Origin of the sequence: Thermodesulfatator indicus DSM 15286 (assembly GCF_000217795.1) — a bacterium.
In the GTDB taxonomy this organism is placed as follows: Bacteria; Desulfobacterota; Thermodesulfobacteria; order Thermodesulfobacteriales; family Thermodesulfatatoraceae; genus Thermodesulfatator; species Thermodesulfatator indicus.
Genome location: NC_015681.1, coordinates 1,352,213 through 1,372,551, shown reverse-complemented (window position 1 = coordinate 1,372,551; position 20,339 = coordinate 1,352,213). Strand labels below are relative to the sequence as shown.

Below are 20,339 nucleotides of genomic sequence, written 5' to 3'. Positions count from 1 at the left end.
TATCTTATTCAAGAGACTGCTTCGCCCATACAGGCTCGCAGTGACACCTGAGAGAGTCATTGCGAGGCTGCGCCAGCAGCCGAAGCAATCCCTGTCGCTAAGCGCTGTGGCGATCAATCTATATTTATTTTCCTTAATTTTGCAAAGATCTCAATTTAGTGTCTTTGTTTGGGAAGGAAGATTTTTAATAATCCGTCTTCAAAAACGGCTTCTGCACCTTCATCTGTTACTGAGAAAGGAAGACGAATAAGCCTTTCGAAAGGCCCATATTCTCCTTCTAGCTGATAAACTCGGCCCTGTTTTAAAGGAACACTTCGATAGCCTCGTATATAAAGAAAAGTTCCGTCCAGACGAATTTCAAAAAGATTTCTATCGGCTCCAGGGCAATTAACTGTAACTATCAAACCCTGCGGTATCTCAAATATATCTACCGGAGGTTGCCAGCCTTTCCCTTTAGGCAAGCAAGTCATTTGAAATAAAAATATTTCGGCTAAATAAGCAAACTTTTGCTTATAAAGTTGGCCAAGACCGTCACTCCAAAGAATCCTTATAACTCCCATAATAACCCCCGGTTAAAAAACACCCTTTTGGGGTTTACAAATGGGTTCAAAATTAAACCCATTATATTGAAAAACACCTAAGCTAGCTGATATTAATCCATAATGGTCATCTGGAGATAGAAAATAAATCCCCGTAAGCCCTTTAACAACCCTTAACCTATCCATAGATTTAAGCCAGTGGTTATATCCTCCCTTTTTAATAGCCTCTTTCAAAAAAATTAAGGCATCAGCAAAAGCGCCAAAGTAAATATTATCAGGAAGATCATATTGTTGCTTATAAGTGAGCCATACATTTAAAAGATTCTTATCCCCTGGAAAATTTTTGCCCTGGTAAAAAAAAGCCGGTCCTACAAAGGGCATATTAAAAGAGGTTTCTTTAAGAAAAATTTCATCATCAACAATGTGAGAAAAATACACCGGTATAGCATAGCTGGTTCTATGGATATTTTTTAGCACCTGGAGACTTGATCTGGCTGGAGCCCAACAAATAATGGCATCACAATCAAGCATATCTTCAAGATGCTGGGTAACATCCGTATCAAAAACACCAAAATAGCGCTTTTTAACTATCTTTAGAGCAAACTCTGTAGCGTAAGCGTAAAGCCATTTTTCTCCCTCTCGGCCAAAAGGATCACGAGTAAGAAGGAGGCCTATTTTATGTATCCCCCTGTTTTTAAGGCAGTGGTAAAGGGCCTTTACGGCAAGGCGTGTAGAAATACCTGTTCTAAAAACTGGCCCCGGAGGATTTCTTAAATATTTAATGGGATTTATTTCTCCAGAAGTAACAATAACAGGAAGACCATAAAGACGCGCCTCTCTAACTAAAACATCAGCACAAGTAGGCATTAGAGGGCCTATTAACACATTTACTTTTTGCCAGAGAGCATCTTCTACTACTTTTCTAATATTCGAAGGAGAACCTCGTGAATCAAGATATACGAGATCAAAAGAAACTCCTTGGCGAGCTAAAGTTTGGTTTACTTCTTCTAGCCACAATTTTAATTGATTCCCAAAATGTGCTTGTTCTCCTGATAGAGGTAGTACAACACCTATCTTTAAGGCAGCCCAAGCGGCTGTTTGAGCCAAAAAAAGGAAAGTAAACGCAAAAATAAAGATTTGTAGTTTAATTTTTACCAAGCTTTGCAAGATACTTCCTAGCTATGCGGGCTTGTTCAGTACGTGGATATTGTCTTACAAGTTTTTTGAAAACAATAGCTGCGGCTTCGGTATCACCTAAACGCAAAAAGGCGAGCCCCTGCTTTAAAAGAGCAGCTGGCACTTTAGGGCTTTTAGGAAACTGGTCTATAACCTTCTGGTACTGTAAAATAGCTTCTTCATAGAGCTTTCGTTTATAAAGACATTCTCCGATCCAGAACAAAGCATTAGGAGCCCGTTTCCCCTTGGGATATTTTTTTAAGTACTCTTCAAAAGCTGCCTGGGCATCTTCATAAAGACGTTTCTTGAAAAGATCTAGGCCTTTTTGATAAAGATCCTCTTGAGAAACTACTTTTTCTTCTTTTTCTTTTTTATTGGTTGTTACGGTTGAAGAAGAAAGTTTTTCCTCAAGTTTTTGTAGCCTGGCTAATATTTTATTTTGAAAATCTTGTAAATTTTCACGGTCTTGCTGTTGGAGATAAAGTAGCTGTTCTATCTGGCCGTTTAAGCGGAGTTGTTCTGCTTGGAGTTTGTCTATCTCTGAACTAAGCTCTGCCTGACGTTCAGCAAGCTTTTCTTGCCTGTCAAGGGCAAGATTTTCTATTTTCTTTTGCCACTTGGCCTGATTTTGGCTAAGGCGAGCTACTTCTTTTTCAACAGCACTCAAACGGGATTCTAAAGAATCCAATCGAGAACTGAGATTATAAAGCTGGCTATTTAAGACCTGAATATCCTGTTGATTAGTGGCACAACTTGTTAAAAGAAACCCTATAAAAAAAAGCGGAAGAAGTTTTCTTATTGGCATATCATACTTCTATCTGGCTATAGGGGCAGCGTCAAGAGTCAAAATTAATACTCGAAAACCTGCGCCATTATAAAAAGCCGTGAAGGAGTTCCCCCCACGGCTTTTATATACAAAAGCAAAAAGCTATTAGGCGCCAATAAGGGCCATGTAACCAGGAAGCTTAGCGAATACGAGGTAAAAGCTCAACACGAGAGCATAGAGGGTCAAAGCTTCGATAAAAGCAAGACCCAAGATCATGGTAACAGTAAGCTTACCAGAAAGTTCTGGGTTACGAGCAATACCTTCACAAGCACCGCGTACGCAGTGACCCATGCCAACACCACAACCACTAGCGGCTACACCGATGCCCAAGCAAGAACCAAGAACTACCATGCCTAAGAAACCATTACCAAGAGCAGCCTGTGTACCTTCCGCAGCAAAGGCCATAGTTACTCCGGTAAGAAGGAAAAGAACCGCAAGACCTAAAACTTTTTTCATAACCTACTCCCTCCTTTTAAAAATTTTATATTTTTCTTTTTTTGGGATGCAAAGGGCCTCTCCGCACCCCGTTATATCTCTCTATTAATGATGCTCTTCAACAGCTCCAGCAAAGTAAGCTAAAGAAAGAGTGATAAAAATGAGCATCTGGATAAAAGCAACCAGCACACCTAGTAAAAGAATAGGCAGGGGCGCAAAAAACGGCCCAGCCAAAAAGAGCAATATTCCGATCAAAAGTTCTTTAGCCATCATGTTGGCGAAAAGTCGTACGGAAAGAGAAATAATACGACCAATATGTCCAAAAATTTCGGCTGGAGCGATTAGCGGGATCAAATAGGGAATGGGCCCCAAAAATTGTTTGAAATATTTAAGCCCTTGGAAACGAAGACCCAAAAAGTGATAGTAAACAATGGTTATCAAAGTTAAACCTAAAGTAACGTTAATATTGGCCGTAGGAGCCATAAAACCAGGGATTATACCAATGTAGTTACAAAAAAGGATATAAACGGCAAAGCAAACAATCAACGGGAACACATAAGGTACTAAATTGAGCTTGCCAGAAGAAGGAACATTACTCTTGGTATACTCATAAAGAGATTCAAGCACAAATTCCCAAAAGTTCTGAGCGCCTTTAGGAATAAATTCTCGCTTTTTAAGCCCCGTAATAATAAGAACTATGATCAAAATACAGACGAAATAGCTGTGAACCATATGAGGAGCGAAAATTTGGGCAAGAATACCGTATTGATCGGCATGCTCGTAATAATGCCAGCCTGAAGGAATTCCTAAAAGTTCCAACAAAAAGCACAGGAACAGTAACGGATGTTCCATAACCTAGCCCTCCTTAAATTTTAGCCAGAAATTACGCCCTATTTCCCTAAAAAAGCAAAGTAAAATATTCATGATAATAACCGAAATACCCACTATAAACGGCAAAGGTTTAATGATTTGAACTTTTATCACAAAAAATAGCACAATCGCGGTAGCTATCAGCCTGAGATAATATTTGAAAAGATAGACCCTAGTAGCTCGCGAGGCTGTCTGGTGCCCTAAGGCCACACTTTGAGCGATAGCCTTAACATCTTTATGAAGAGATTGAAAATTCAAGAGAGCTATAGCTCCCCCTACTAAAACACTTAGCCCTTGCGCCCAGGAAGCAGTGACTAAGTAAAACAAAACAGCTATACCCAGCAGTAAGATACCTGTCCAAATTTTAAAACGTTTTAAAAATTCTTCGTTAGTTTCAAGCCTTATCATTTCTCTCGTTCTTGAATCTTCTTTTGGTCATAACAAAAATATTTTTTATTCCCCCTGCTATACCAAAGGCTGCAAAAATCATAGTAAACCAGGGAGAAGTTCGGCCATCAAAAATTTTTTCGTCGATAAACCAACCGGTAATCACGCCTGCGGCTACAGACCCGCCTACGGCCAGGCCTACCGTTAAAAAGTCGCCAAGCAGGCTCAAAAAATAACGCATCCCCTCTTTCATAAACGCCTTTTCCTTAGCACAGGGGAGGGCAAGAGTCAATTTCCAAATACCACTGATAAAAAAAGGGAAATAGAGAAAACAAAAGGTAGAAAGCCTTAAAGAGCCTTTAACTTTCTCACCACTTCATTAATTTTTTCCTTGTCTTCTGTAGAAAGCTTTTGAAAACTTACGCCCATCCCAGGCGGATTTTTATTGACTCCAGGGAGATTGGTGTGCCACTCTACCCGACCCTTAACTTTGATAGGCTCATCCATGAAAGGAAGCATAAATTCAATAACTATTTCTGTGCCAATTTCTAGAGGATTATTGGTTTGAATAAATAAACCACCTTCACTAATGTTTTCAGCAAATTCGTTGAAAAGGGCCTCAGGGGTACTGTAATCAACGCGAAAGACGTGTCTTATCCGCTCACATTTTCTCTTTTCCATTTCAGCCTCCAATTTTCCACGGGAAAGATAAAAGCCCCATGATTACTAATAAGCCGTAAAGTATTTTTTGATACACCTTTAAACTTAATCGGCCATATAGACGGTGGCCTGAAAAAAGCCCTATAAGAATTACGGGAAAGGCTATCAGATAATTTTTTAAAATCTCAGGCGTAATAAGCCCCATTCGCCAGTGAGAAAAAATTACAAAAATGGCCAACAAAAAGAAAAATCCCTGAAGCGTGCTTTTAATTTCATCTTTACCCCAATCTTTAAGAGTAAGGTAGATTATTACTGGAGGCCCTGGTGTATTTAAAGCTCCGCCGAGAAAACCTGCTAAAAAGCCAAAGAGATAACCCCAGTTGTCACCAATAATAAAAGGTCTTTTGGGATTCTTAAGGCCCCATAGACCATAAAGAACCAGCACCAGGCCCAGAATAACACGCAAAAAAGCGTTATCATAATGCCGCAGAAAATAGGCCCCTACTAAAACCCCAGGCAACCCTCCCAATAACAGGGGCATAACGCGCTTGAAAGCAAAGCTCTTCCTTAATTTGAATAACATGAGCCCGTTTAAAGAAGTGGCCAGAAGGGCTACCAGGGGCACTATGTGTTTCAATGGCCAGGCAAAAGAAAGGAGCGGTACAGCCAGGAGGGCAAAGGCAAAACCAGCCACCCCGTAAATAAAGGCCGCTAAAAAAATAACCGCTATTTCGTAGAGCCCCATTACGAAAGGCGTTTAATCAGTTCTTTTTCAAGGCCAGCCAAAGAAAGCGTTTCTTGTTCTCCTGTGGCCATATCCCTCAAAAGGGCTACTTTTTCTTTGAGTTCATTTTCACCGAGAATCAAAGTATAGCGGGCCTTAAGGCGGTTGGCCGTTTTGAGCTGGGCCTTTAAGCTCCTTCCTTCATGATCAAGATCAACAGAAAATCCGTTTTGGCGCAGAGATCTAACTAGAGACAAGATTTTTCGCTTGGCCTCTTCTCCCAGGGCCGCTACAAAGAGATCAAGCCCGCGCTCAAGTCCTTCGGGCAAATTAGCCACCAGGAGAAACCTTTCTACCCCAATGGCAAAACCAACTCCGGGAATATCCGGCCCACCCAGGGCTTTGAGCAAGCCATCATAACGGCCACCAGCAGCCACGGTGTCCTGGGCTCCTAGACCTCTGGCTTTTATTTCAAAAGTAGTACGCACGTAGTAATCAAGACCTCGCACCAGGCGTGGATTTTTAACATAATCAAGGCCTAAAAGCTCAAGTTCTTCTAAAACTCTAGCAAAATGCTTGCGGCAGTCTTCACACCAGAATTCTTCTATAAGGGGGGCATTTACATAAACGGCCTGACAGCTCTCTTTTTTGCAATCCAAAGCCCGTAACGGGTTCCTCTCCGTGCGCCGCTTACAGTCTTCACAAAGTTTATCAGCATTATCTCTTAGAAACTTTCGCAAATTTTCTCTAAAGTCCGGACGACACTCTGGACAGCCCAAAGAATTTATCTCCAGACGCAGGTCCTTAGCCCCTCCGGCTTCAAGAATATCCATGGCCAGGGCAATAACTTCGGCGTCTGTCCCCGGAGTATGGCTTCCGAAGACCTCGGCGTTAAACTGATGAAATTGTCGCAGACGGCCCTTTTGCGGCCGCTCATGACGAAACATAGGCCCCATGGTAAAGAGCTTGAGCACTTTGGCCTTAGCGTAAAGGCCGTGCTCAATTACCGCCCGGCAAATGCCTGCCGTGGCTTCAGGGCGCAAAGTCACACTCTCTTTGTTGCGGTCAAGAAAGGTATACATTTCTTTTTCAACGATATCCGTAGCTTCACCAATGCTTCGGGCAAAGAGCTCGGTCTTTTCAAGAATGGGCGTGCGAATTTCGCGAAAACCGTAGGCGTTAAACAATCTTCTGGCTAATCCCTCAAGATAAACCCATTTTCCCGTCTCTCCAGGCAAAATGTCTTTAAATCCGCGAACAGCCTTAATCATTCTTTTAAGCCTCCAGTTCTTTTTCCGCCTGATAAATGGCTTTTTCCACTTGCTCTGGGGCCGTGCCCCCCACTACTTTACGCCTGGACACCGAACCTTCAAGGGTAAGCCACTCATAAACATCTTCTCCGATTAGCTCGGAAAACTCTTTTAGCTTTTCAATTGGCAACTCCCAGAGCTTTTGGCCCTTTTCTTCACAATAGGCCACCAGACGGCCTACCACGTGGTGGGCCTCGCGAAAGGGTAGCCCTTTAGTAACCAGGTAATCAGCCAGATCTGTAGCCGTGAGATGCCCTTCCTCGCAGGCCTTGCGCATGCGCTCCCGGTTCACTTTAAGGCCCACTATCAATTCTTTGGCCAGAGCCAGGACCGCCAAAAGGGTATCTACCGTATCAAAAAGAGGCTCTTTGTCTTCCTGGAGGTCACGGTTATAGGTCATTGGAAGGCCTTTTAACACCGTTAAAAGAGTGAAGAGATTTCCAAAAACGCGGCCGCTTTTTCCTCTGATGAGCTCCGCCACGTCGGGATTTTTTTTCTGGGGCATAATAGAGCTACCGGTGCAAAGTTTATCCGGCAGGTCTATAAAACCGAACTCCTGGCTTATCCAGAGAATTAGTTCTTCTGAAAGGCGCGAAAGATGAACAAAAGCGAGAGACGCGGCCGCAAGGAAGGAGACGATAAAGTCCCTATCAGAAACGGCGTCCATACTGTTTCTGGTAATGCCTGCAAAGCCAAGTTCCTGGGCCACCATCTCACGATCCACAGGAAAGGGTGTTCCTGCAAGGGCGGCACTTCCCAACGGACAAACGTTTGTCTCCTGGCGGACAAAGGCAAAACGTTTGGCATCACGGGTAAACATCTCGTAATAAGCCATAAGGTGGTGGGCCAGAAGTACCGGCTGGGCGTGTTGGAGATGGGTGAAACCGGGAAGAATTACTTCCAGGTTCTCTTTGGCCTTTTCTACCAGGGCTTTTCTCAAGTCTTTTAAGCGGCTTAAGGTTTCGTCTATAACGTCTCGCAGAAAAAGCCTTACGTCTGTGGCCACCTGGTCGTTCCGGCTGCGGGCGGTGTGAAGCTTTCCCGCCACCGGGCCAATCTTTTCGTAAAGGGCGGCCTCTATGTTCATGTGCACGTCTTCTAAATCTTTGCGCCACTTAAAACGGCCTTCTTTTATGTCTTTTTCAATTTCTTTAAGACCAGCTATTATTTTTTCGGCGTCTTCTAAGGGAATAATGCCCGTTTTTCCCAGCATGCGGGCGTGAGCTATGCTTCCGCGAATGTCGTAAAGGGCAAGTCTTTTATCGTAGTGAACCGAGGCGGTGAACTCCTCTACCAGTTTATCTGTTTCTTCGGAAAAACGTCCTCCCCAGGGCTTTTGGGCCATTTTGTCCTCCACGTAAATTTTTGGTTGTTAACAAAGTTTTCTTAAAGTGATAAGAAATAACACAAAACAAGAGGAGGGCCTATGTCTCTTAAAGGTTTAAAAATTGGTTTTATAGGTGGCGGCCAGATGGCCTCAGCCATAATCAAAGGCCTAATTGACTCTAAGGCAGCTTTGCCAGAAAATATCATCGTTTCAGAGCCTTCTCCTGAACGCCGCGAATACCTGAAAAACACCTTCCCGGGAATAAAAATTATTTTTGATAACTGTGCCCTGGTAAAAGAAGCTGATTTAATAGTTCTGGCGGTAAAACCACAAATTATCAAAGAAGTTTTAAAAGAGATTACTCTTTGTGTGGATACTTCGCGTCATCTAATTATTTCCATTGCCGCCGGCATTCCTATAGCTCTCCTTGAAGCCCATCTTCCAGAAAAAATCAAAGTGGTCAGGGTTATGCCCAACACCCCGGCCTTAGTCCAGGCAGGGATTTCTGTTTACACCGGCGGGCGCTACACCTCGTCAGAAGACCTGGCTCTCGCCCGAGAATTCTTGGAAGCCTTTGGTAAAGCCATAGAACTTCCTGAAACATATTTTGACGCGGTAACCGGGCTTTCAGGAAGTGGGCCGGCTTATGTAGCCGCTTTTGTGGAGGCCTTGATAGACGGCGGCGTAAAAGTTGGCCTTCCCCGGCCGGTAGCTGAAATTCTTGCCCAAGAAACAATACTTGGAACTCTGAAATTAATGCAGGGGACAGGCAAAAATCCATACGAGTTAAAAAGCATGGTAACCTCGCCTGGTGGTACTACCATTTGTGGCTTAAAAGCTTTGGAAGAAGGCGCTTTTAAGGCCACAGTAATGGACGCAGTAGAAGAGTCTGCCAATCGCTCTAAAGAACTCACTCTTTTAGCCCTCAAGGAGGAAAACTAATGAGTTACGCTGTTCGCGGAATGACCAAAGACGGGGCTTTTCGTATATTTGCTGCTGACACCAAAGACATTGTAGAAGAAGCCAGAAAGATCCACGGCACTTCCCCTACAGCCACGGCGGTTCTTGGGCGCGCCCTTACCGCCGCTGCCCTCCTTGGCTTAGACTTAAAAACCGGGCGCGTCATGATCCAGATAAACGGAGGTGGCCCGATAGGCGAGGTGCTTGCAGAAGCTGATGCCCAAGGAAGCGTACGCGGTTTGGTACAAAAACCAAATATCCACCTGACCCCGCAAAAGGGGAAACTCCTGGTAGGCCAGGCCGTAGGGAGAGACGGCTTTATTTCCGTGACCCGCGATTTGGGTTTAAAAGAGCCTTACCAGGGCTCTACCAAGCTTATTTCCGGCGAGATTGCCGAAGACGTTAGCTACTATCTTACAGTTTCTGAGCAAATTCCCTCTGCGGTGGGGCTTGGTGTTTTTGTGGACACAGACAACCAGGTAAAAGCTGCTGGCGGCTTTTTGATTCAAACCCTTCCCGCGGCCACTGACGAACAAATTGCCAACATCGAAGAAGTACTCAAAAAACTGCCTCCAGTAACGAGCCTATTGCGCGAAGAAGAGCTAAGCCCTGAAGAGATACTTTATCGCATTTTTGGCCGGGATAATGTGGAAATTTTAGAAAAAAGGCCCCTTGCCTACCGCTGCCGCTGCTCTCGCGATCGGGTAGAAAGGGCCCTCATCGCCCTTGGGCCTGAAGAAATAGAAGAACTTATCAAGAAGAATGAACCTGCCCGCATAACCTGCGATTTCTGCAACCGAGAATATATTTTCACCGTTGAAGAGCTTGAAAAGCTCCTTTCACAAATTGAGGAAAAGAGCCGCCGCGAACTAGATGCCTAAGCCCTTCCCTCAAGAAATTGCCGAAATGATGCGCCGGGGCGTAAAAGAAAAGGTCTTTCCCGGAGCAGTACTGGCGGTGTGGCACGCTGGCGAAGTTTACATGGAAGCTTTTGGCTGGCAAGAAATTTTGCCTGTCCCTCGCCAGGCTAGCCTTGAAACGTACTATGACCTTGCTTCTCTTAGCAAACCTCTGGCCACCGGCCTTTGCTTGATGAGGCTTTTAGCTGAAGGAAAGATAGAACTTGGCCAAAGGCTTTATGAGTTTTTCTCCGTGCCATTTTGGTTTAAAGAAGTAACCACAGCTAACTTGTTAAGTCATAGCGCCGGCCTTCCCGCTCACAGGCCTTATTTTGTTAAACTCATCACTTATCCTCCAGAAAAACGTAAAGACTTGGTTATCACCTGGATTCTTAAAGAACCCCTGGCTTATCCGGTGGGGAAAAAGCATATCTATAGTGACCTGGGCTTTATTCTTCTGGGAGGAATCATAGAAATAGTTAGCGGAAAAACTCTAGAAGAATTCTTTGAAGACACATTAAAAATGCTTGGGCTTTCTTCAAAGGGTATTCTTTTTAGGCCTAAAGATAAAGAACAGGCGGCCGCTACTGAGGTTTGCCCCTGGCGGGGGAAGCTCATAAAAGGCGAGGTGCACGACGAAAACGCCTGGGTACTAGGTGGCGTAGCTGGCCACGCCGGATTATTTGGTAAGGCAAAAGAAATACTCAGGCTCCTTTTGTTTTTGCTAAATGCCTATTTGGGCCGAGAAAACCGCAATTTTTTGACCCAAAAAATAGTTTCCCTTTTCTGGAACTGGCACTCAGAGGCGGGCACCTGGGCTTTAGCCTTTGACCGACCAAGCCCTCAAGGTTCAAGTGCCGGAGAATTTATCTCAAGGAAAGCCTTGGGGCACCTTGGTTTTACCGGCACTTCTTTCTGGATTGACTTTGAAAACGAGTTGATCGTCCTTCTTTTGAGCAACCGGGTGCATCCCCACCGCCAGCCTAATAAACTTAAGGTTTTCCGACCCGCCTTACATGATTTAATCTTTAAGAAAATTGTCGGTTCAGCCGTTTAAGATATAAGATAGTTAAAATTGCCATAGCGAGGTTTGGGCCTTGCGAGAATACTTCGCTCGTAATGGCTTTCTCTAGTTGTCGCTATGTGCTGACACGAGCGAAGTATTCTTTTTGTAAGAAAAAGAGGATAAAAGGATGCGCACACTCATTGTTTTTCTTTTAGTATTCTGCTGGGTAAGCTCGAGTTGGGGCTATTTTCTTACGGTGTTTGACCCTAAAGGCCAGGGATATGCCTTAAAGGGCCAGGAGATACAGTTTTTTGTCCTGCGAACAGAGCCCTTCCAGGGAATAGTCTATGACCTCAAAGCCCCCAAGGGTAAAGTCTTTAGACCGGACAAAAAAACAGAACCCCTGGCTTTTGTGCGGGTAATGTTCAAGGATTTTTCCACCGGGAAAAAGCGTTTTGCCTGGAAAGTCAAATATGTCCCCACTCTGGCAGGGGATTATTATTTCTTATTCATCACTCAGCCAACTCTTATGCCCGCTATCGGTGAAGTGTGGCAGGAGATAGTTAAAGTTCCATTACACGTAGAAGAAGAAAAGGGCTGGGGGCAAATTCTCGAGCAAAAATTTGAAATAGTACCCATGACCCGCCCTTACGGGCTTTCTGTTGGCCAGATCTTTAGAGGCCAAATCTTGTTTGAGGGGAAACCCGCCCCCAAAGTGTTTGTACAGGTCGTTCGGTTTAACGGCGTTTATCTTTCTCCTGATAAACTCCCCAAAGATAAATTTGGTAAAAGGGATACCCCGCGGATGTATTTTTCTCTTTATACGGATGAGAACGGCGAGTTCAGTATAGGCTTTCCTCAAGATGGCTGGTGGCTAATAACCGCCAAAATACCTTACGGGAAACACATGATAGGAAATACTAGCTATCCCTTATTTTTGAGAACTTCTTTCTGGCTTTACGTAGGCAAACCTTTCAAACTTCCCGAAAAAGCACCTGTTCTTACTCCTGAGCCTCCTTCACCGCAAGAATAGACTTAAGCGCAGATGACATACGCTTTTGATGACTACCTGGCCAGTAAATACGCCCACATAGCGGGCAACGTTTAAAGTACCCAAAGGTTTCATAGATATAGTCAGGCACCAGGCCGAAGACTTCTTCTTTAGAAACTGGCTCAAGCTTTTGGTTACACCTGAGACAAAGGCTAAAAGGCTTGATTTGACCTTTAAGTTCAGGAAGTTTTTCAAAAACAAATTTAAGCTGTTCTTCCACTTTATCGCTTTCCAGCAAGATTGTTTGGGAAGAGGCAATCCGCCTTGAACGGGTAAATAAAATAGCTTCTTTCGGAATTTCCTTTAAGCTCTTAATTTCTTGCATTTCACAAGGGATACCTAAAATGCGCAACCACTTGGCAAGCTTACCAACGGTTTTATCGGCAATGAGTTTTTTCATACTCTCACGAGTTCGTAATCTCTCGTTCCCAAACCTATTTCTTCGGCATGAGCTAGCTGAATTTCCCAATCTACTTTAGGGTATAAACTCTTAAACTTATCTTCTCCTGGATCGGCGCATATCTTTGCTCCAGGAAGAGAAGGCTCGGCGTTTACCAGCTCCACTGAAGCCTGATCAATGGCTACCGGATCATCAGAGGCCAAAATACCGATATTTCTCACCACCGGATAGTCGTTGTAGTGATGGCAATCACAGGCAGGAGAAACATCCATGATAAAATTCAAAAAAACCGCTCGCCCCTGTTTATTAGAAAGAACAGCATAGGCGTATTCGGCCATTTTCTTCATAAAAGGCACGGCCTGTTCATTCCATTGTACTTTAATGGCTCCTTTAGGACATACGGCGATACATTCCCCGCAGCCAATACATTTTTTAGGGTTAATGCGGAAACGTTTCTTTTTGGCTCCCACGGCCAGCTCTGGCGCCTCTACCGGACAAAATTCAAGGCAAGTGCCACAACCTGCGCACAAACGTTTATTAACTTTGGGAGTAAGAGTTGAATGTTGCTGAAGTTTGCCTTTACGGGCCGCTCCTCCCATAGCCAGGTTTTTTATAGTGCCTCCAAAGCCAGAAAGCTCGTGACCTTTAAAATGAGTAAGCACCACTAGACCATCGGCCCGGTAAATTTCTTTGGCTATGTAAAATTCTTTCAAGACCGGAAGATCAAGCTTTATCAGTTCGTAAGAATTACCCCGTAAACCGTCCGCAATAATCACTGGAGCCTTTACTACCGCAAAATCAAATCCATTGGCAATAGCGGTCTCAATATGAGAGACGGCGTCAGAGCGGCTACCTTTGTAAAGGGTGTTGGTATCCGTAAGAAAAGGCTTAACTGAAAGGCCTTTAAGGACTTCAACCACTTTTCTAGCCCACTGGGGTCGAAGATGGGCCAGATTTCCCCATTCACCAAAGTGAAGTTTTACCGCCACTAAAGAATTTTGGCGAAAACGTTCGGCTAAATTAAAAGGTTCTAAAAGTTTGGGAATTTTTTCCAGCAGGCTCTTTTTATTATCTACTTTTAAGTCCGTAAAATAAACTTTAGTTGCCATCAGAAAACCTCCAAATTGTCAAATTTTTGTAACAACTAAACCTAGCTTTTTATTTATATTATGGACCATGATGAACGATAAAAATCTATCTCCACCATTAAAAATCTGGGATGATGTATTTAGGTATTTGGCCATTGGGTCAGGGCTTATAGTTATTTTGTTGATTATTGCTTCTTTAATAACATTGATAATCCAGTCCTGGCCGGCCATTAAACATTATGGTTTAAGTTTTATCTGGAGTACTGACTGGAACCCTCTAGCCAACAAGTATGGCGCTTTACCTTTTATCGTAGGGACTCTACTCACCTCGTTTCTAGCCTTGCTTATAGCCGCCCCTTTTGCTCTCGCCGGAGCAATATTTTTGGGAGAACTAGCCCCTAAAAAAATAGCTGAACCAGTTTCTTTCATAATGGAACTTCTAGCCGGAATTCCTTCAGTAATTTACGGTCTCTGGGCCCTTTTCTTCCTCGTCCCCATAATCAGAAAACTCGAAATGAAAATTGGTGCTCCTCCTTACGGCCTTGGAATTTTTACGGCTTCTTTGGTTTTGGCCATTATGATTTTGCCTTATGCCCTTTCAGTGGCTCGCGATGTAATAAAACTTTGTCCTAATGATTTAAAAGAAGCCGCTTATGGTCTGGGAGCCACTCGCTGGGAAACAATTAGAGGCGTTATCCTTCCATACGCCAAGTCAGGCATAGTAGCAGGCATTGTACTGGCCCTAGGAAGAGCCCTTGGGGAAACCATGGCTGTTACCATGGTAATCGGAAACAAGTCAACTATCCCTTCAAGTATCTGGGATTTAGGAAACACTATGGCCAGTGTTATTGCCAATGAGTTTAACGAAGCACAAGGGCTACACCTGGCTGTGCTTGTAGAAATAGGGCTTCTTCTTTTTATCATCACGGTTTTAGTAAATCTTATTGCTCGTGTCTTTATTATTAAAACTAGGGTGTAAACATGAACAACGTTAACAATGTTAAATACCAGTGGCGAAAGACTAAAAATCAAATAATTCTGGCTACTATAGCCATTTTGGCCATAATTCCAGCTATTCCCCTTTTCATAATACTTTTTCAGCTCTTTCAAAAAGGCATAAGCAGTCTAAGCATTGACTTTTTTCTCAATCTTCCGGCCCCTCCTGGAGAGCCAGGCGGCGGTATCAAAAACGCCATTGTGGGTACTTTCATTATTGTTGGCCTGGCCTCTCTTATGGGAGTTCCTCTTTCCATAATGGCAGGCATTTATCTTTCCGAGTACGGCAAGGAATCCAAATTTGCCCACCTGGTTAGAATGTGTGCGGATATTTTCCAAGGAGTTCCATCTATCGTTATCGGTATCATTGCTTACGCCTGGGTAGTTAAACCTATGGGCAAGTTTTCTGCTTTATCAGGTTCAGTGGCTCTCGCCATTATGATGATTCCGGTAGTAGTGCGCACTACTGAAGAGGTTTTACGCCTGGTTCCAAATATTTTGAGGGAGGCTTCCCTCGCTCTGGGAGTGCCTTACTGGCGCACAGTTTTAAAGGTGGTTTTGCCAACTGGCATGGTTGGCGTAACCACAGGAGTATTGATAGCTGTAGCGCGTATTGCTGGAGAAACAGCCCCTCTACTTTTTACCGCCTTTGGTAATCCTTTTATGACTTATAACCCTCTGGAACCGATGAATGCGTTGCCTTTGCTCATATTCAATTATTCTATGAGTCCGTATGAAGACTGGTGGCAACAGGCCTGGGGAGCTTCAATTGTCCTAATCACTATCGTTCTTCTGCTAAATATCGCATCAAGAATATTGGCCCGTCGGGTAGCGGGTGAAAAATAGGAGGCGAAATGAGCATTGAAAACCCCATCTTTCGTGTGGAAGATCTCTGTGCCTACTATGGCGATTTTATGGCCGTTAAACATGTATCTATGTCTATACCTGAAAAAAAAGTTACCGCTTTCATGGGGCCTTCTGGCTGCGGCAAGACCACCATTTTGCGGTGTTTTAATCGTCTCCACGAGCTCACCCCTGGAGCCTGGTACTCAGGAAAAATATTTTTAAGAGATCAGGATATCCTTGAGATGGATCCTATTCTCGTAAGACGTAAAGTAGGAATGGTTTTTCAAAAGCCTAATCCTTTCCCCACTATGACTATTTATGACAATGTGCTGGCCGGATACAAACTCCTGGGGATCCGCCTCAAAAAAGAAGAAGCTGACCGTATTTGCGAAGAGGCCTTACGCAAAGCCGCTTTGTGGGATGAAGTAAAGGATATTCTTCATAGACGAGGGACTTTTCTCTCTGGTGGACAGCAGCAACGCTTATGTATTGCTCGTGCTTTAGCCGTAAACCCAGAAGTCCTGCTCATGGATGAGCCCACCTCTGCCCTTGACCCTAAAGCCACCCTACAAATAGAGAACTTAATCGTTGAGCTAAAAAAATCAGTAACTATCGTCATCGTAACCCATAATATGCCCCAAGCTGGACGAGTGTCAGACTATTCAGCCTTTTTCTATTTAGGAGAACTAGTAGAGTTTGGCCCTACAGCGGAGATGTTTACTAATCCGAAAGACCCACGCACCGAAGAATATTTAACTGGAAAATTTAGCTAAATAATCATAAAATGGAATTTTATAAGCCTAAATTGGAGGCCTTTTATGAATATTCATCTTCAAAAAGATCTACAAGAACTTAAACGTTATCTCTTAGAAATGTGTCGTCTAGTTTCTGAGTCTGTACGTACGGCGGTAAAGGCCTTTGAAGAAAGAGACCCTGAACTAGCCAAACGGGTTATAAAGCAAGACCACAAAATAGACGCCATAGAAAATGAAATTCTTGTTTTTTGTATGAAAATACTGGCTCTTCATCATCCCCTGGCTAGAGATTTGCGTTTTATAACTTCCGCCATGAGCATGATACGTGACTTAGAACGCTTAGGAGACCAGGCAGTAAATATCGCCGAAAGAGTAGAAGATATCGTCAAAAGAGGAGTTTTTACCTGCCCGGTAGATTTAAGTGATATGGCCAAAGAGGCCTTAGGGATGCTCGACGGAGCCTTAGAAGCCTTTGTGACTCAAGATCCTGAAAAGGCTTGTGCTGTTTGTCTTAGAGACGGGAAAGTTGATGATTTTCAAAATGTTCTTATTGGCCAAGTTATTGAGTGTATGAAATCTAACCCCCAAATAATAGATATGGGTGTTGATTATATTATTGCTATCCAGAATCTTGAAAGAGTAGCAGATTTAGCCACAAACATTTCCGAAGAGGTAGTTTTTCTTGTAGAAGGTCGCATAATTAGACATACAGAAATTTGTGAGTCTTATATAAGCGAAATCAAAGAGGAAAAATTTGAAATTTCGAAACGAAAAGAGGTTATAGAGAAGAAAGATCTCTTTGATTTACTTGAAGAACATGCCCGACTGGTTATTCGCTGCGTGAATATGCTCCCCAAAGCCCTTGAAGTATTCTTTCAAAAAAATTTAGAAGCTTGCCACAAAATTTATACGGATCTGGTTCAAATTGAACGCGAAGCTGACTCATTGAAGAAAAATATTCGCGGCCATCTTCCTCACGGAATAATTCTTCCGGTGGATAAATTTGAATTATTTATGTATCTCAAAGAACAAGATGCCATTGCTGATGCTGCAGAAGAAATCCTTAAATGGCTTACTTTTAAGGAATATGAAGTTTCTGAAGATATTTCTTTTCAGTTAGTTTTATTAACTAAGCATAATATCGAAACTACAGAGCTTTTAATTCCTCTTTTAGAATATGCTAAAGCTTATTTAAGCCTGGAAGACACCATTGCCAGAGAAAAAGCTAAAGAGGTAATCCGTAACATCCGTTCACGTGAACATGAAAGTGATGAAATCGCCACCACTTTAAAACGAGAAATTTTTAACATAGAACAAGACGCTGTTTCTATTCTCCATTTGCTGAGGGTTACTGAATTAATATGCCAGTTATCTGGCCGAGCAGAAAACGCAGGAGACCTTATGCGGGCTATGCTAGCCAAAGTGTAGATGAAAATCTTAGTCCCTACGGAAATAGAAGCGTCTCGTTTGCGCCCAAAAGGCCTAAGCCCTGAAATAATAGGCATGGGGCCGGTGGAAGCGGCCCTTGGAGCTTACCAGGCTCTTTTAAATCAAAATAAAGGTCCCGTTATTCTGGCAGGCATTGGTGGAGCCTATCCAGACAGCCAACTCAACACAGGAGACATCGCTCTGGCTAGTGTAGAATTTTTCGGAGATCTGGGAATATGCTACGACATAGGTTTTCAACCATTTTCCGAAAAACTTCCGGTCAAAAAAGAATGTTCTTTACGCCACCCTTTACTGGAAAAAGCCCTGGCTATTTTAGAAGATAATGGGTTTTCCCCTGAGTGTGGACCTTTTGTAACAGTGTGTTGCGCTACGAGGGATATTTCACGGGCAGAGCTTTTGGCCATAAAACATCAAAATGCCCTTATTGAAAACATGGAGGGCTTCTCTGTAGCTTTGGTAGCTCAAAAACTTGGTTTCCCCTTGATTGAAATCCGAGCGGTTAGTAATCTTTTAACAGAACCAGATAGCCCCTGGGCTATAGATACGGCACTTGAAAAGCTCGGAGAAGCCTTGTTATGCCTCAATCAAAAACTTTAACCCTTGGTTTTTCACCCTGCCCCAATGATACTTACATATTCGGCGCGTTAGCTACTCAAAAAATTTCTCTGTCTTTTGATTACCAGCTATTTATAGAAGATGTCGAAAAATTAAATCAGTGGGCCCTTAAAGAAAAGTTAACCGTAACCAAACTTTCTTTTGGGGTATTCCCCAAAATTATTAGTAAATACCAGCTTCTACCGGTAGGAGGCGCCTTGGGTTATGGTTGTGGGCCTGTACTTGTAGCCCGTAAAAATAATTTAGATCTTAGCCGCGTCCGTATTGCTATTCCTGGAGAAAATACCACCGCTTATCTTTTACTGAAATTTTACTGTCCTGATTTAGGAGAAGTTATAAATTTGCGTTACGACCAGGTTATGTCGGCCCTGCTCAAAGGTGAAGTTGATGCCGGCCTTTTAATCCACGAAACCAGATTTGTCTATGAAAAATTTGGTCTCTATCAGTTAGTAGATCTAGGTAACTGGTGGGAAAAGGAAACAGGGCTTCCTATCCCTCTTGGAGGAATCTTTGTCAAGCGCAAACTTTCCAAAGAAGATAAGGAAGCAATTTGTAAAGACATTAAAAATAGCCTGGCCTTCGCCCGTGAGCATATAGACCAAATCTGGCCCTTTATAACGGCGCACGCTCAAGAGCTTGAACCCAAGATTATAAAGCAACACATCGAAACCTTTGTAAACGAGTTTACTTTCTCCTTAAAAGAAAAAGGACAAAAGGCGGTAAGTGTCTTTCTTGACAAATGTCTTGAAAAGGGTTTGCTAAAACGAGTCCCTGAAAATTTTATCTTTCACCCCCAAGGAGGCTAAAGTGAATCTCTGGTATCTGATATTTCAAGCAGGGCTCGTAGCCAAGCTAACCATGTTGGTTCTTCTTTTTATGTCTATTGGTACGTGGGCTGTCATTTTTTTAAAATGGCGGCAATTCAAGCAAGCTACCCGCGGCCTTGGAGAGCTATCTCTCATTGCTGAAAAAAGTGTTTCCTGTCAGGAACTGGCTACTAAATTACGCCGTTATAAAAAATCTTCTGGCTGGAATATCGCCCGGTATTTACTAGGAGAACTGGTAAGGCTCCGCTCAGAAAGCGCCCTTCCTGCCAAAAAAGAACTTTTTGCCCTCTGGCTTGAAATGTTTATCAAACGCCTAAATCGCTACTTAAACGTCGCCAGAGAAAGAGAACTCGTAACTTTAAAAGAAGGTCTTTCCTTTCTGGCAATAACCGGGAATAGCGCCCCGTTTATAGGTCTGTTTGGTACGGTCTGGGGCATAATGACGGCTTTCCACCACATAGGCCTTAAGGGATCGGCCAGCTTGGCTACTGTAGCCCCAGGTATTGCTGAAGCCCTTATTGCTACGGCCCTTGGCCTTTTTGCCGCTATCCCGGCTAGTACGGCCTACAATTATTTTGCCGCTCGCTTGGAAACCATTGATACTCGCCTAAACGAACTCGGAGAAGTAATTATTCTTCTTATCGAAAAAGAATTTATGCACGAAATTACAGATAACGAAGAAAACTAAAACATTATCTATTCTTACAAAAAGAAACTATCCGACCACCCAAAATAGAAATGGCTAAATTTAGTTTCCTGGATTCTAGATTCGGTTAAGTATCGGGGGCAAGGCACTGGGGCGTAGCCCCCTTGATTTTTAAATTATTCTTTCTTACCAGTGCTCAGGTGAGGCGTATACAGGCCTTGGCTGACCTAAAAATAGCTTACGCCAAATTACTTTACGCCACCGGCCTGTCTAGTAATTTGCTGGAGGCTCCTTAAAAGAGTCCGTGTTTTTGCGCTCCTTCTTGCCATAATTCCAAGAAAGCTGTTTAATGTAAACAAAACTTATTAAAAAAGAGACCTTTGCAAAGTTTAAAAAACATAGATAGATTGCCACGGCGACTATGTCGCCTCGCGATAGAGATTGCTTCGGCTGCTAGGCGCAGCCTCGCAATGACTCTTTAGGGTGTCACTGTGAGCCCTTTATGGGCGAAGCAGTCTCTTGGGTATAACATTTTGGAAAGGTCTCA

Annotated in this window: 25 protein-coding genes; 12 read left to right on the top strand and 13 right to left on the bottom strand. The window is 43.4% G+C overall.

Annotated elements, in window-relative coordinates:
- Positions 1–155: 155 nt before the first annotated feature.
- The 11 genes from THEIN_RS11650 to argH form a co-directional block, all read right to left on the bottom strand.
- Positions 156–560: an Hsp20/alpha crystallin family protein gene (locus THEIN_RS11650; protein ID WP_013907919.1), complete on the bottom strand. Its 405-nt coding sequence runs from the start codon at positions 558–560 to the stop codon at positions 156–158.
- Between the two features lie 12 nt (positions 561–572).
- Complete coding sequence (locus THEIN_RS06660; protein ID WP_169311157.1) at positions 573–1,646, bottom strand: ABC transporter substrate-binding protein; 1,074 nt, start codon at positions 1,644–1,646, stop codon at positions 573–575.
- A 37-nt stretch (positions 1,647–1,683) separates the two neighbouring features.
- Positions 1,684–2,520 carry a tol-pal system protein YbgF gene (gene ybgF / locus THEIN_RS11645; protein WP_013907917.1) on the bottom strand — a complete coding sequence of 279 codons (837 nt, stop codon included), beginning with the start codon at positions 2,518–2,520 and terminating at the stop codon, positions 1,684–1,686.
- A gap of 126 nt (positions 2,521–2,646) precedes the next feature.
- Complete coding sequence (gene atpE, locus THEIN_RS06650) at positions 2,647–2,997, bottom strand: ATP synthase F0 subunit C (protein WP_013907916.1); 351 nt, start codon at positions 2,995–2,997, stop codon at positions 2,647–2,649.
- Positions 2,998–3,081: 84 nt separating this feature from the next.
- On the bottom strand, positions 3,082–3,828 hold the full coding sequence (gene atpB, locus THEIN_RS06645) for a F0F1 ATP synthase subunit A (protein WP_013907915.1): 747 nt from the start codon (positions 3,826–3,828) through the stop codon (positions 3,082–3,084).
- A 3-nt stretch (positions 3,829–3,831) separates the two neighbouring features.
- Entirely contained in the window at positions 3,832–4,254 is a 423-nt protein-coding gene (locus tag THEIN_RS06640) for an ATP synthase subunit I (protein WP_013907914.1), read from the bottom strand.
- On the bottom strand, positions 4,241–4,486 hold the full coding sequence (locus THEIN_RS06635) for an AtpZ/AtpI family protein (protein WP_013907913.1): 246 nt from the start codon (positions 4,484–4,486) through the stop codon (positions 4,241–4,243). Before THEIN_RS06635 ends, THEIN_RS06640 begins: the two co-directional genes overlap by 14 nt.
- Before the next feature lie 95 nt (positions 4,487–4,581).
- Positions 4,582–4,914: a TIGR02266 family protein gene (locus THEIN_RS11640; RefSeq protein ID WP_013907912.1), complete on the bottom strand. Its 333-nt coding sequence runs from the start codon at positions 4,912–4,914 to the stop codon at positions 4,582–4,584.
- A 1-nt stretch (position 4,915) separates the two neighbouring features.
- Positions 4,916–5,638, bottom strand: a complete 723-nt coding sequence (locus THEIN_RS06625; protein WP_013907911.1) for a sulfite exporter TauE/SafE family protein — start codon at positions 5,636–5,638, stop codon at positions 4,916–4,918.
- Positions 5,638–6,888, bottom strand: a complete 1,251-nt coding sequence (hisS, locus tag THEIN_RS06620) for a histidine--tRNA ligase (protein WP_013907910.1) — start codon at positions 6,886–6,888, stop codon at positions 5,638–5,640. Before hisS ends, THEIN_RS06625 begins: the two co-directional genes overlap by 1 nt.
- Positions 6,889–6,892: 4 nt before the next feature.
- Entirely contained in the window at positions 6,893–8,272 is a 1,380-nt protein-coding gene (argH, locus tag THEIN_RS06615; protein ID WP_013907909.1) for an argininosuccinate lyase, read from the bottom strand.
- A gap of 81 nt (positions 8,273–8,353) precedes the next feature.
- Here argH and proC point away from each other — a divergent pair, with 81 nt between their 5' ends.
- The 4 genes from proC (at position 8,354) to THEIN_RS11635 (ending at position 12,152) form a co-directional block, all read left to right on the top strand.
- Complete coding sequence (gene proC, locus THEIN_RS06610; protein WP_013907908.1) at positions 8,354–9,196, top strand: pyrroline-5-carboxylate reductase; 843 nt, start codon at positions 8,354–8,356, stop codon at positions 9,194–9,196.
- On the top strand, positions 9,196–10,095 hold the full coding sequence (hslO, locus tag THEIN_RS06605) for an Hsp33 family molecular chaperone HslO (protein ID WP_013907907.1): 900 nt from the start codon (positions 9,196–9,198) through the stop codon (positions 10,093–10,095). The genes proC and hslO overlap by 1 nt, the downstream gene beginning before the upstream one ends.
- On the top strand, positions 10,088–11,170 hold the full coding sequence (locus THEIN_RS06600; protein ID WP_013907906.1) for a serine hydrolase domain-containing protein: 1,083 nt from the start codon (positions 10,088–10,090) through the stop codon (positions 11,168–11,170). The genes hslO and THEIN_RS06600 overlap by 8 nt, the downstream gene beginning before the upstream one ends.
- A 136-nt stretch (positions 11,171–11,306) precedes the next feature.
- The gene (locus tag THEIN_RS11635) at positions 11,307–12,152 is read left to right on the top strand and encodes a DUF4198 domain-containing protein (protein WP_013907905.1); all 846 of its coding nucleotides are present in this window, start codon (positions 11,307–11,309) and stop codon (positions 12,150–12,152) included.
- Here THEIN_RS11635 and THEIN_RS06590 read toward each other — a convergent pair.
- Entirely contained in the window at positions 12,121–12,570 is a 450-nt protein-coding gene (locus tag THEIN_RS06590) for a Mut7-C RNAse domain-containing protein (RefSeq protein WP_013907904.1), read from the bottom strand. The genes THEIN_RS11635 and THEIN_RS06590 overlap by 32 nt on opposite strands.
- Positions 12,567–13,679, bottom strand: coding sequence for a DUF362 domain-containing protein (locus THEIN_RS06585; protein ID WP_013907903.1), 1,113 nt, complete (start codon positions 13,677–13,679; stop codon positions 12,567–12,569). The genes THEIN_RS06590 and THEIN_RS06585 overlap by 4 nt, the downstream gene beginning before the upstream one ends.
- A 70-nt stretch (positions 13,680–13,749) precedes the next feature.
- On the opposite strand from THEIN_RS06585, the gene pstC reads away from it, so the two are divergent.
- The 8 genes from pstC to THEIN_RS12465 all read left to right on the top strand — a co-directional run bounded on the left by pstC (position 13,750) and on the right by THEIN_RS12465 (position 20,088).
- Positions 13,750–14,637 carry a phosphate ABC transporter permease subunit PstC gene (gene pstC / locus THEIN_RS06580; protein ID WP_013907902.1) on the top strand — a complete coding sequence of 296 codons (888 nt, stop codon included), beginning with the start codon at positions 13,750–13,752 and terminating at the stop codon, positions 14,635–14,637.
- 2 nt (positions 14,638–14,639) lie between these two features.
- Complete coding sequence (gene pstA / locus THEIN_RS06575) at positions 14,640–15,500, top strand: phosphate ABC transporter permease PstA (RefSeq protein WP_013907901.1); 861 nt, start codon at positions 14,640–14,642, stop codon at positions 15,498–15,500.
- Positions 15,501–15,508: 8 nt separating this feature from the next.
- A complete protein-coding gene (gene pstB, locus THEIN_RS06570; RefSeq protein ID WP_013907900.1) occupies positions 15,509–16,273 on the top strand; it encodes a phosphate ABC transporter ATP-binding protein PstB in 765 nt (254 codons plus the stop codon).
- Between the two features lie 45 nt (positions 16,274–16,318).
- Positions 16,319–17,683, top strand: coding sequence for a phosphate signaling complex protein PhoU (gene phoU / locus THEIN_RS11630; protein WP_013907899.1), 1,365 nt, complete (start codon positions 16,319–16,321; stop codon positions 17,681–17,683).
- A complete protein-coding gene (locus THEIN_RS11625) occupies positions 17,684–18,301 on the top strand; it encodes a phosphorylase family protein (RefSeq protein WP_013907898.1) in 618 nt (205 codons plus the stop codon).
- A complete protein-coding gene (locus THEIN_RS06555) occupies positions 18,280–19,125 on the top strand; it encodes a 1,4-dihydroxy-6-naphtoate synthase (RefSeq protein ID WP_013907897.1) in 846 nt (281 codons plus the stop codon). Before THEIN_RS11625 ends, THEIN_RS06555 begins: the two co-directional genes overlap by 22 nt.
- Position 19,126: 1 nt before the next feature.
- The gene (locus THEIN_RS06550) at positions 19,127–19,834 is read left to right on the top strand and encodes a MotA/TolQ/ExbB proton channel family protein (protein WP_013907896.1); all 708 of its coding nucleotides are present in this window, start codon (positions 19,127–19,129) and stop codon (positions 19,832–19,834) included.
- A 122-nt stretch (positions 19,835–19,956) separates the two neighbouring features.
- Positions 19,957–20,088, top strand: coding sequence for a hypothetical protein (locus tag THEIN_RS12465; protein WP_281054737.1), 132 nt, complete (start codon positions 19,957–19,959; stop codon positions 20,086–20,088).
- Positions 20,089–20,339 lie beyond the last annotated feature (251 nt).

What these genes read in the sequence shown, in the direction of transcription:
- THEIN_RS11650 (WP_013907919.1), bottom strand. Translation starts at nt 560, where the DNA reads ATGGGAGTTATAAGGATTCTTTGGAGTGACGGTCTTGGCCAACTTTAT.
- ybgF (WP_013907917.1), bottom strand. Translation starts at nt 2,520, where the DNA reads ATGCCAATAAGAAAACTTCTTCCGCTTTTTTTTATAGGGTTTCTTTTA.
- atpE (WP_013907916.1), bottom strand. Translation starts at nt 2,997, where the DNA reads ATGAAAAAAGTTTTAGGTCTTGCGGTTCTTTTCCTTCTTACCGGAGTA.
- atpB (WP_013907915.1), bottom strand. Translation starts at nt 3,828, where the DNA reads ATGGAACATCCGTTACTGTTCCTGTGCTTTTTGTTGGAACTTTTAGGA.
- THEIN_RS06640 (WP_013907914.1), bottom strand. Translation starts at nt 4,254, where the DNA reads ATGATAAGGCTTGAAACTAACGAAGAATTTTTAAAACGTTTTAAAATT.
- THEIN_RS06635 (WP_013907913.1), bottom strand. Translation starts at nt 4,486, where the DNA reads ATGAAAGAGGGGATGCGTTATTTTTTGAGCCTGCTTGGCGACTTTTTA.
- THEIN_RS11640 (WP_013907912.1), bottom strand. Translation starts at nt 4,914, where the DNA reads ATGGAAAAGAGAAAATGTGAGCGGATAAGACACGTCTTTCGCGTTGAT.
- THEIN_RS06625 (WP_013907911.1), bottom strand. Translation starts at nt 5,638, where the DNA reads ATGGGGCTCTACGAAATAGCGGTTATTTTTTTAGCGGCCTTTATTTAC.
- hisS (WP_013907910.1), bottom strand. Translation starts at nt 6,888, where the DNA reads ATGATTAAGGCTGTTCGCGGATTTAAAGACATTTTGCCTGGAGAGACG.
- argH (WP_013907909.1), bottom strand. Translation starts at nt 8,272, where the DNA reads ATGGCCCAAAAGCCCTGGGGAGGACGTTTTTCCGAAGAAACAGATAAA.
- proC (WP_013907908.1), top strand. Translation starts at nt 8,354, where the DNA reads ATGTCTCTTAAAGGTTTAAAAATTGGTTTTATAGGTGGCGGCCAGATG.
- hslO (WP_013907907.1), top strand. Translation starts at nt 9,196, where the DNA reads ATGAGTTACGCTGTTCGCGGAATGACCAAAGACGGGGCTTTTCGTATA.
- THEIN_RS06600 (WP_013907906.1), top strand. Translation starts at nt 10,088, where the DNA reads ATGCCTAAGCCCTTCCCTCAAGAAATTGCCGAAATGATGCGCCGGGGC.
- THEIN_RS11635 (WP_013907905.1), top strand. Translation starts at nt 11,307, where the DNA reads ATGCGCACACTCATTGTTTTTCTTTTAGTATTCTGCTGGGTAAGCTCG.
- THEIN_RS06590 (WP_013907904.1), bottom strand. Translation starts at nt 12,570, where the DNA reads ATGAAAAAACTCATTGCCGATAAAACCGTTGGTAAGCTTGCCAAGTGG.
- THEIN_RS06585 (WP_013907903.1), bottom strand. Translation starts at nt 13,679, where the DNA reads ATGGCAACTAAAGTTTATTTTACGGACTTAAAAGTAGATAATAAAAAG.
- pstC (WP_013907902.1), top strand. Translation starts at nt 13,750, where the DNA reads ATGAACGATAAAAATCTATCTCCACCATTAAAAATCTGGGATGATGTA.
- pstA (WP_013907901.1), top strand. Translation starts at nt 14,640, where the DNA reads ATGAACAACGTTAACAATGTTAAATACCAGTGGCGAAAGACTAAAAAT.
- pstB (WP_013907900.1), top strand. Translation starts at nt 15,509, where the DNA reads ATGAGCATTGAAAACCCCATCTTTCGTGTGGAAGATCTCTGTGCCTAC.
- phoU (WP_013907899.1), top strand. Translation starts at nt 16,319, where the DNA reads ATGAATATTCATCTTCAAAAAGATCTACAAGAACTTAAACGTTATCTC.
- THEIN_RS11625 (WP_013907898.1), top strand. Translation starts at nt 17,684, where the DNA reads ATGAAAATCTTAGTCCCTACGGAAATAGAAGCGTCTCGTTTGCGCCCA.
- THEIN_RS06555 (WP_013907897.1), top strand. Translation starts at nt 18,280, where the DNA reads ATGCCTCAATCAAAAACTTTAACCCTTGGTTTTTCACCCTGCCCCAAT.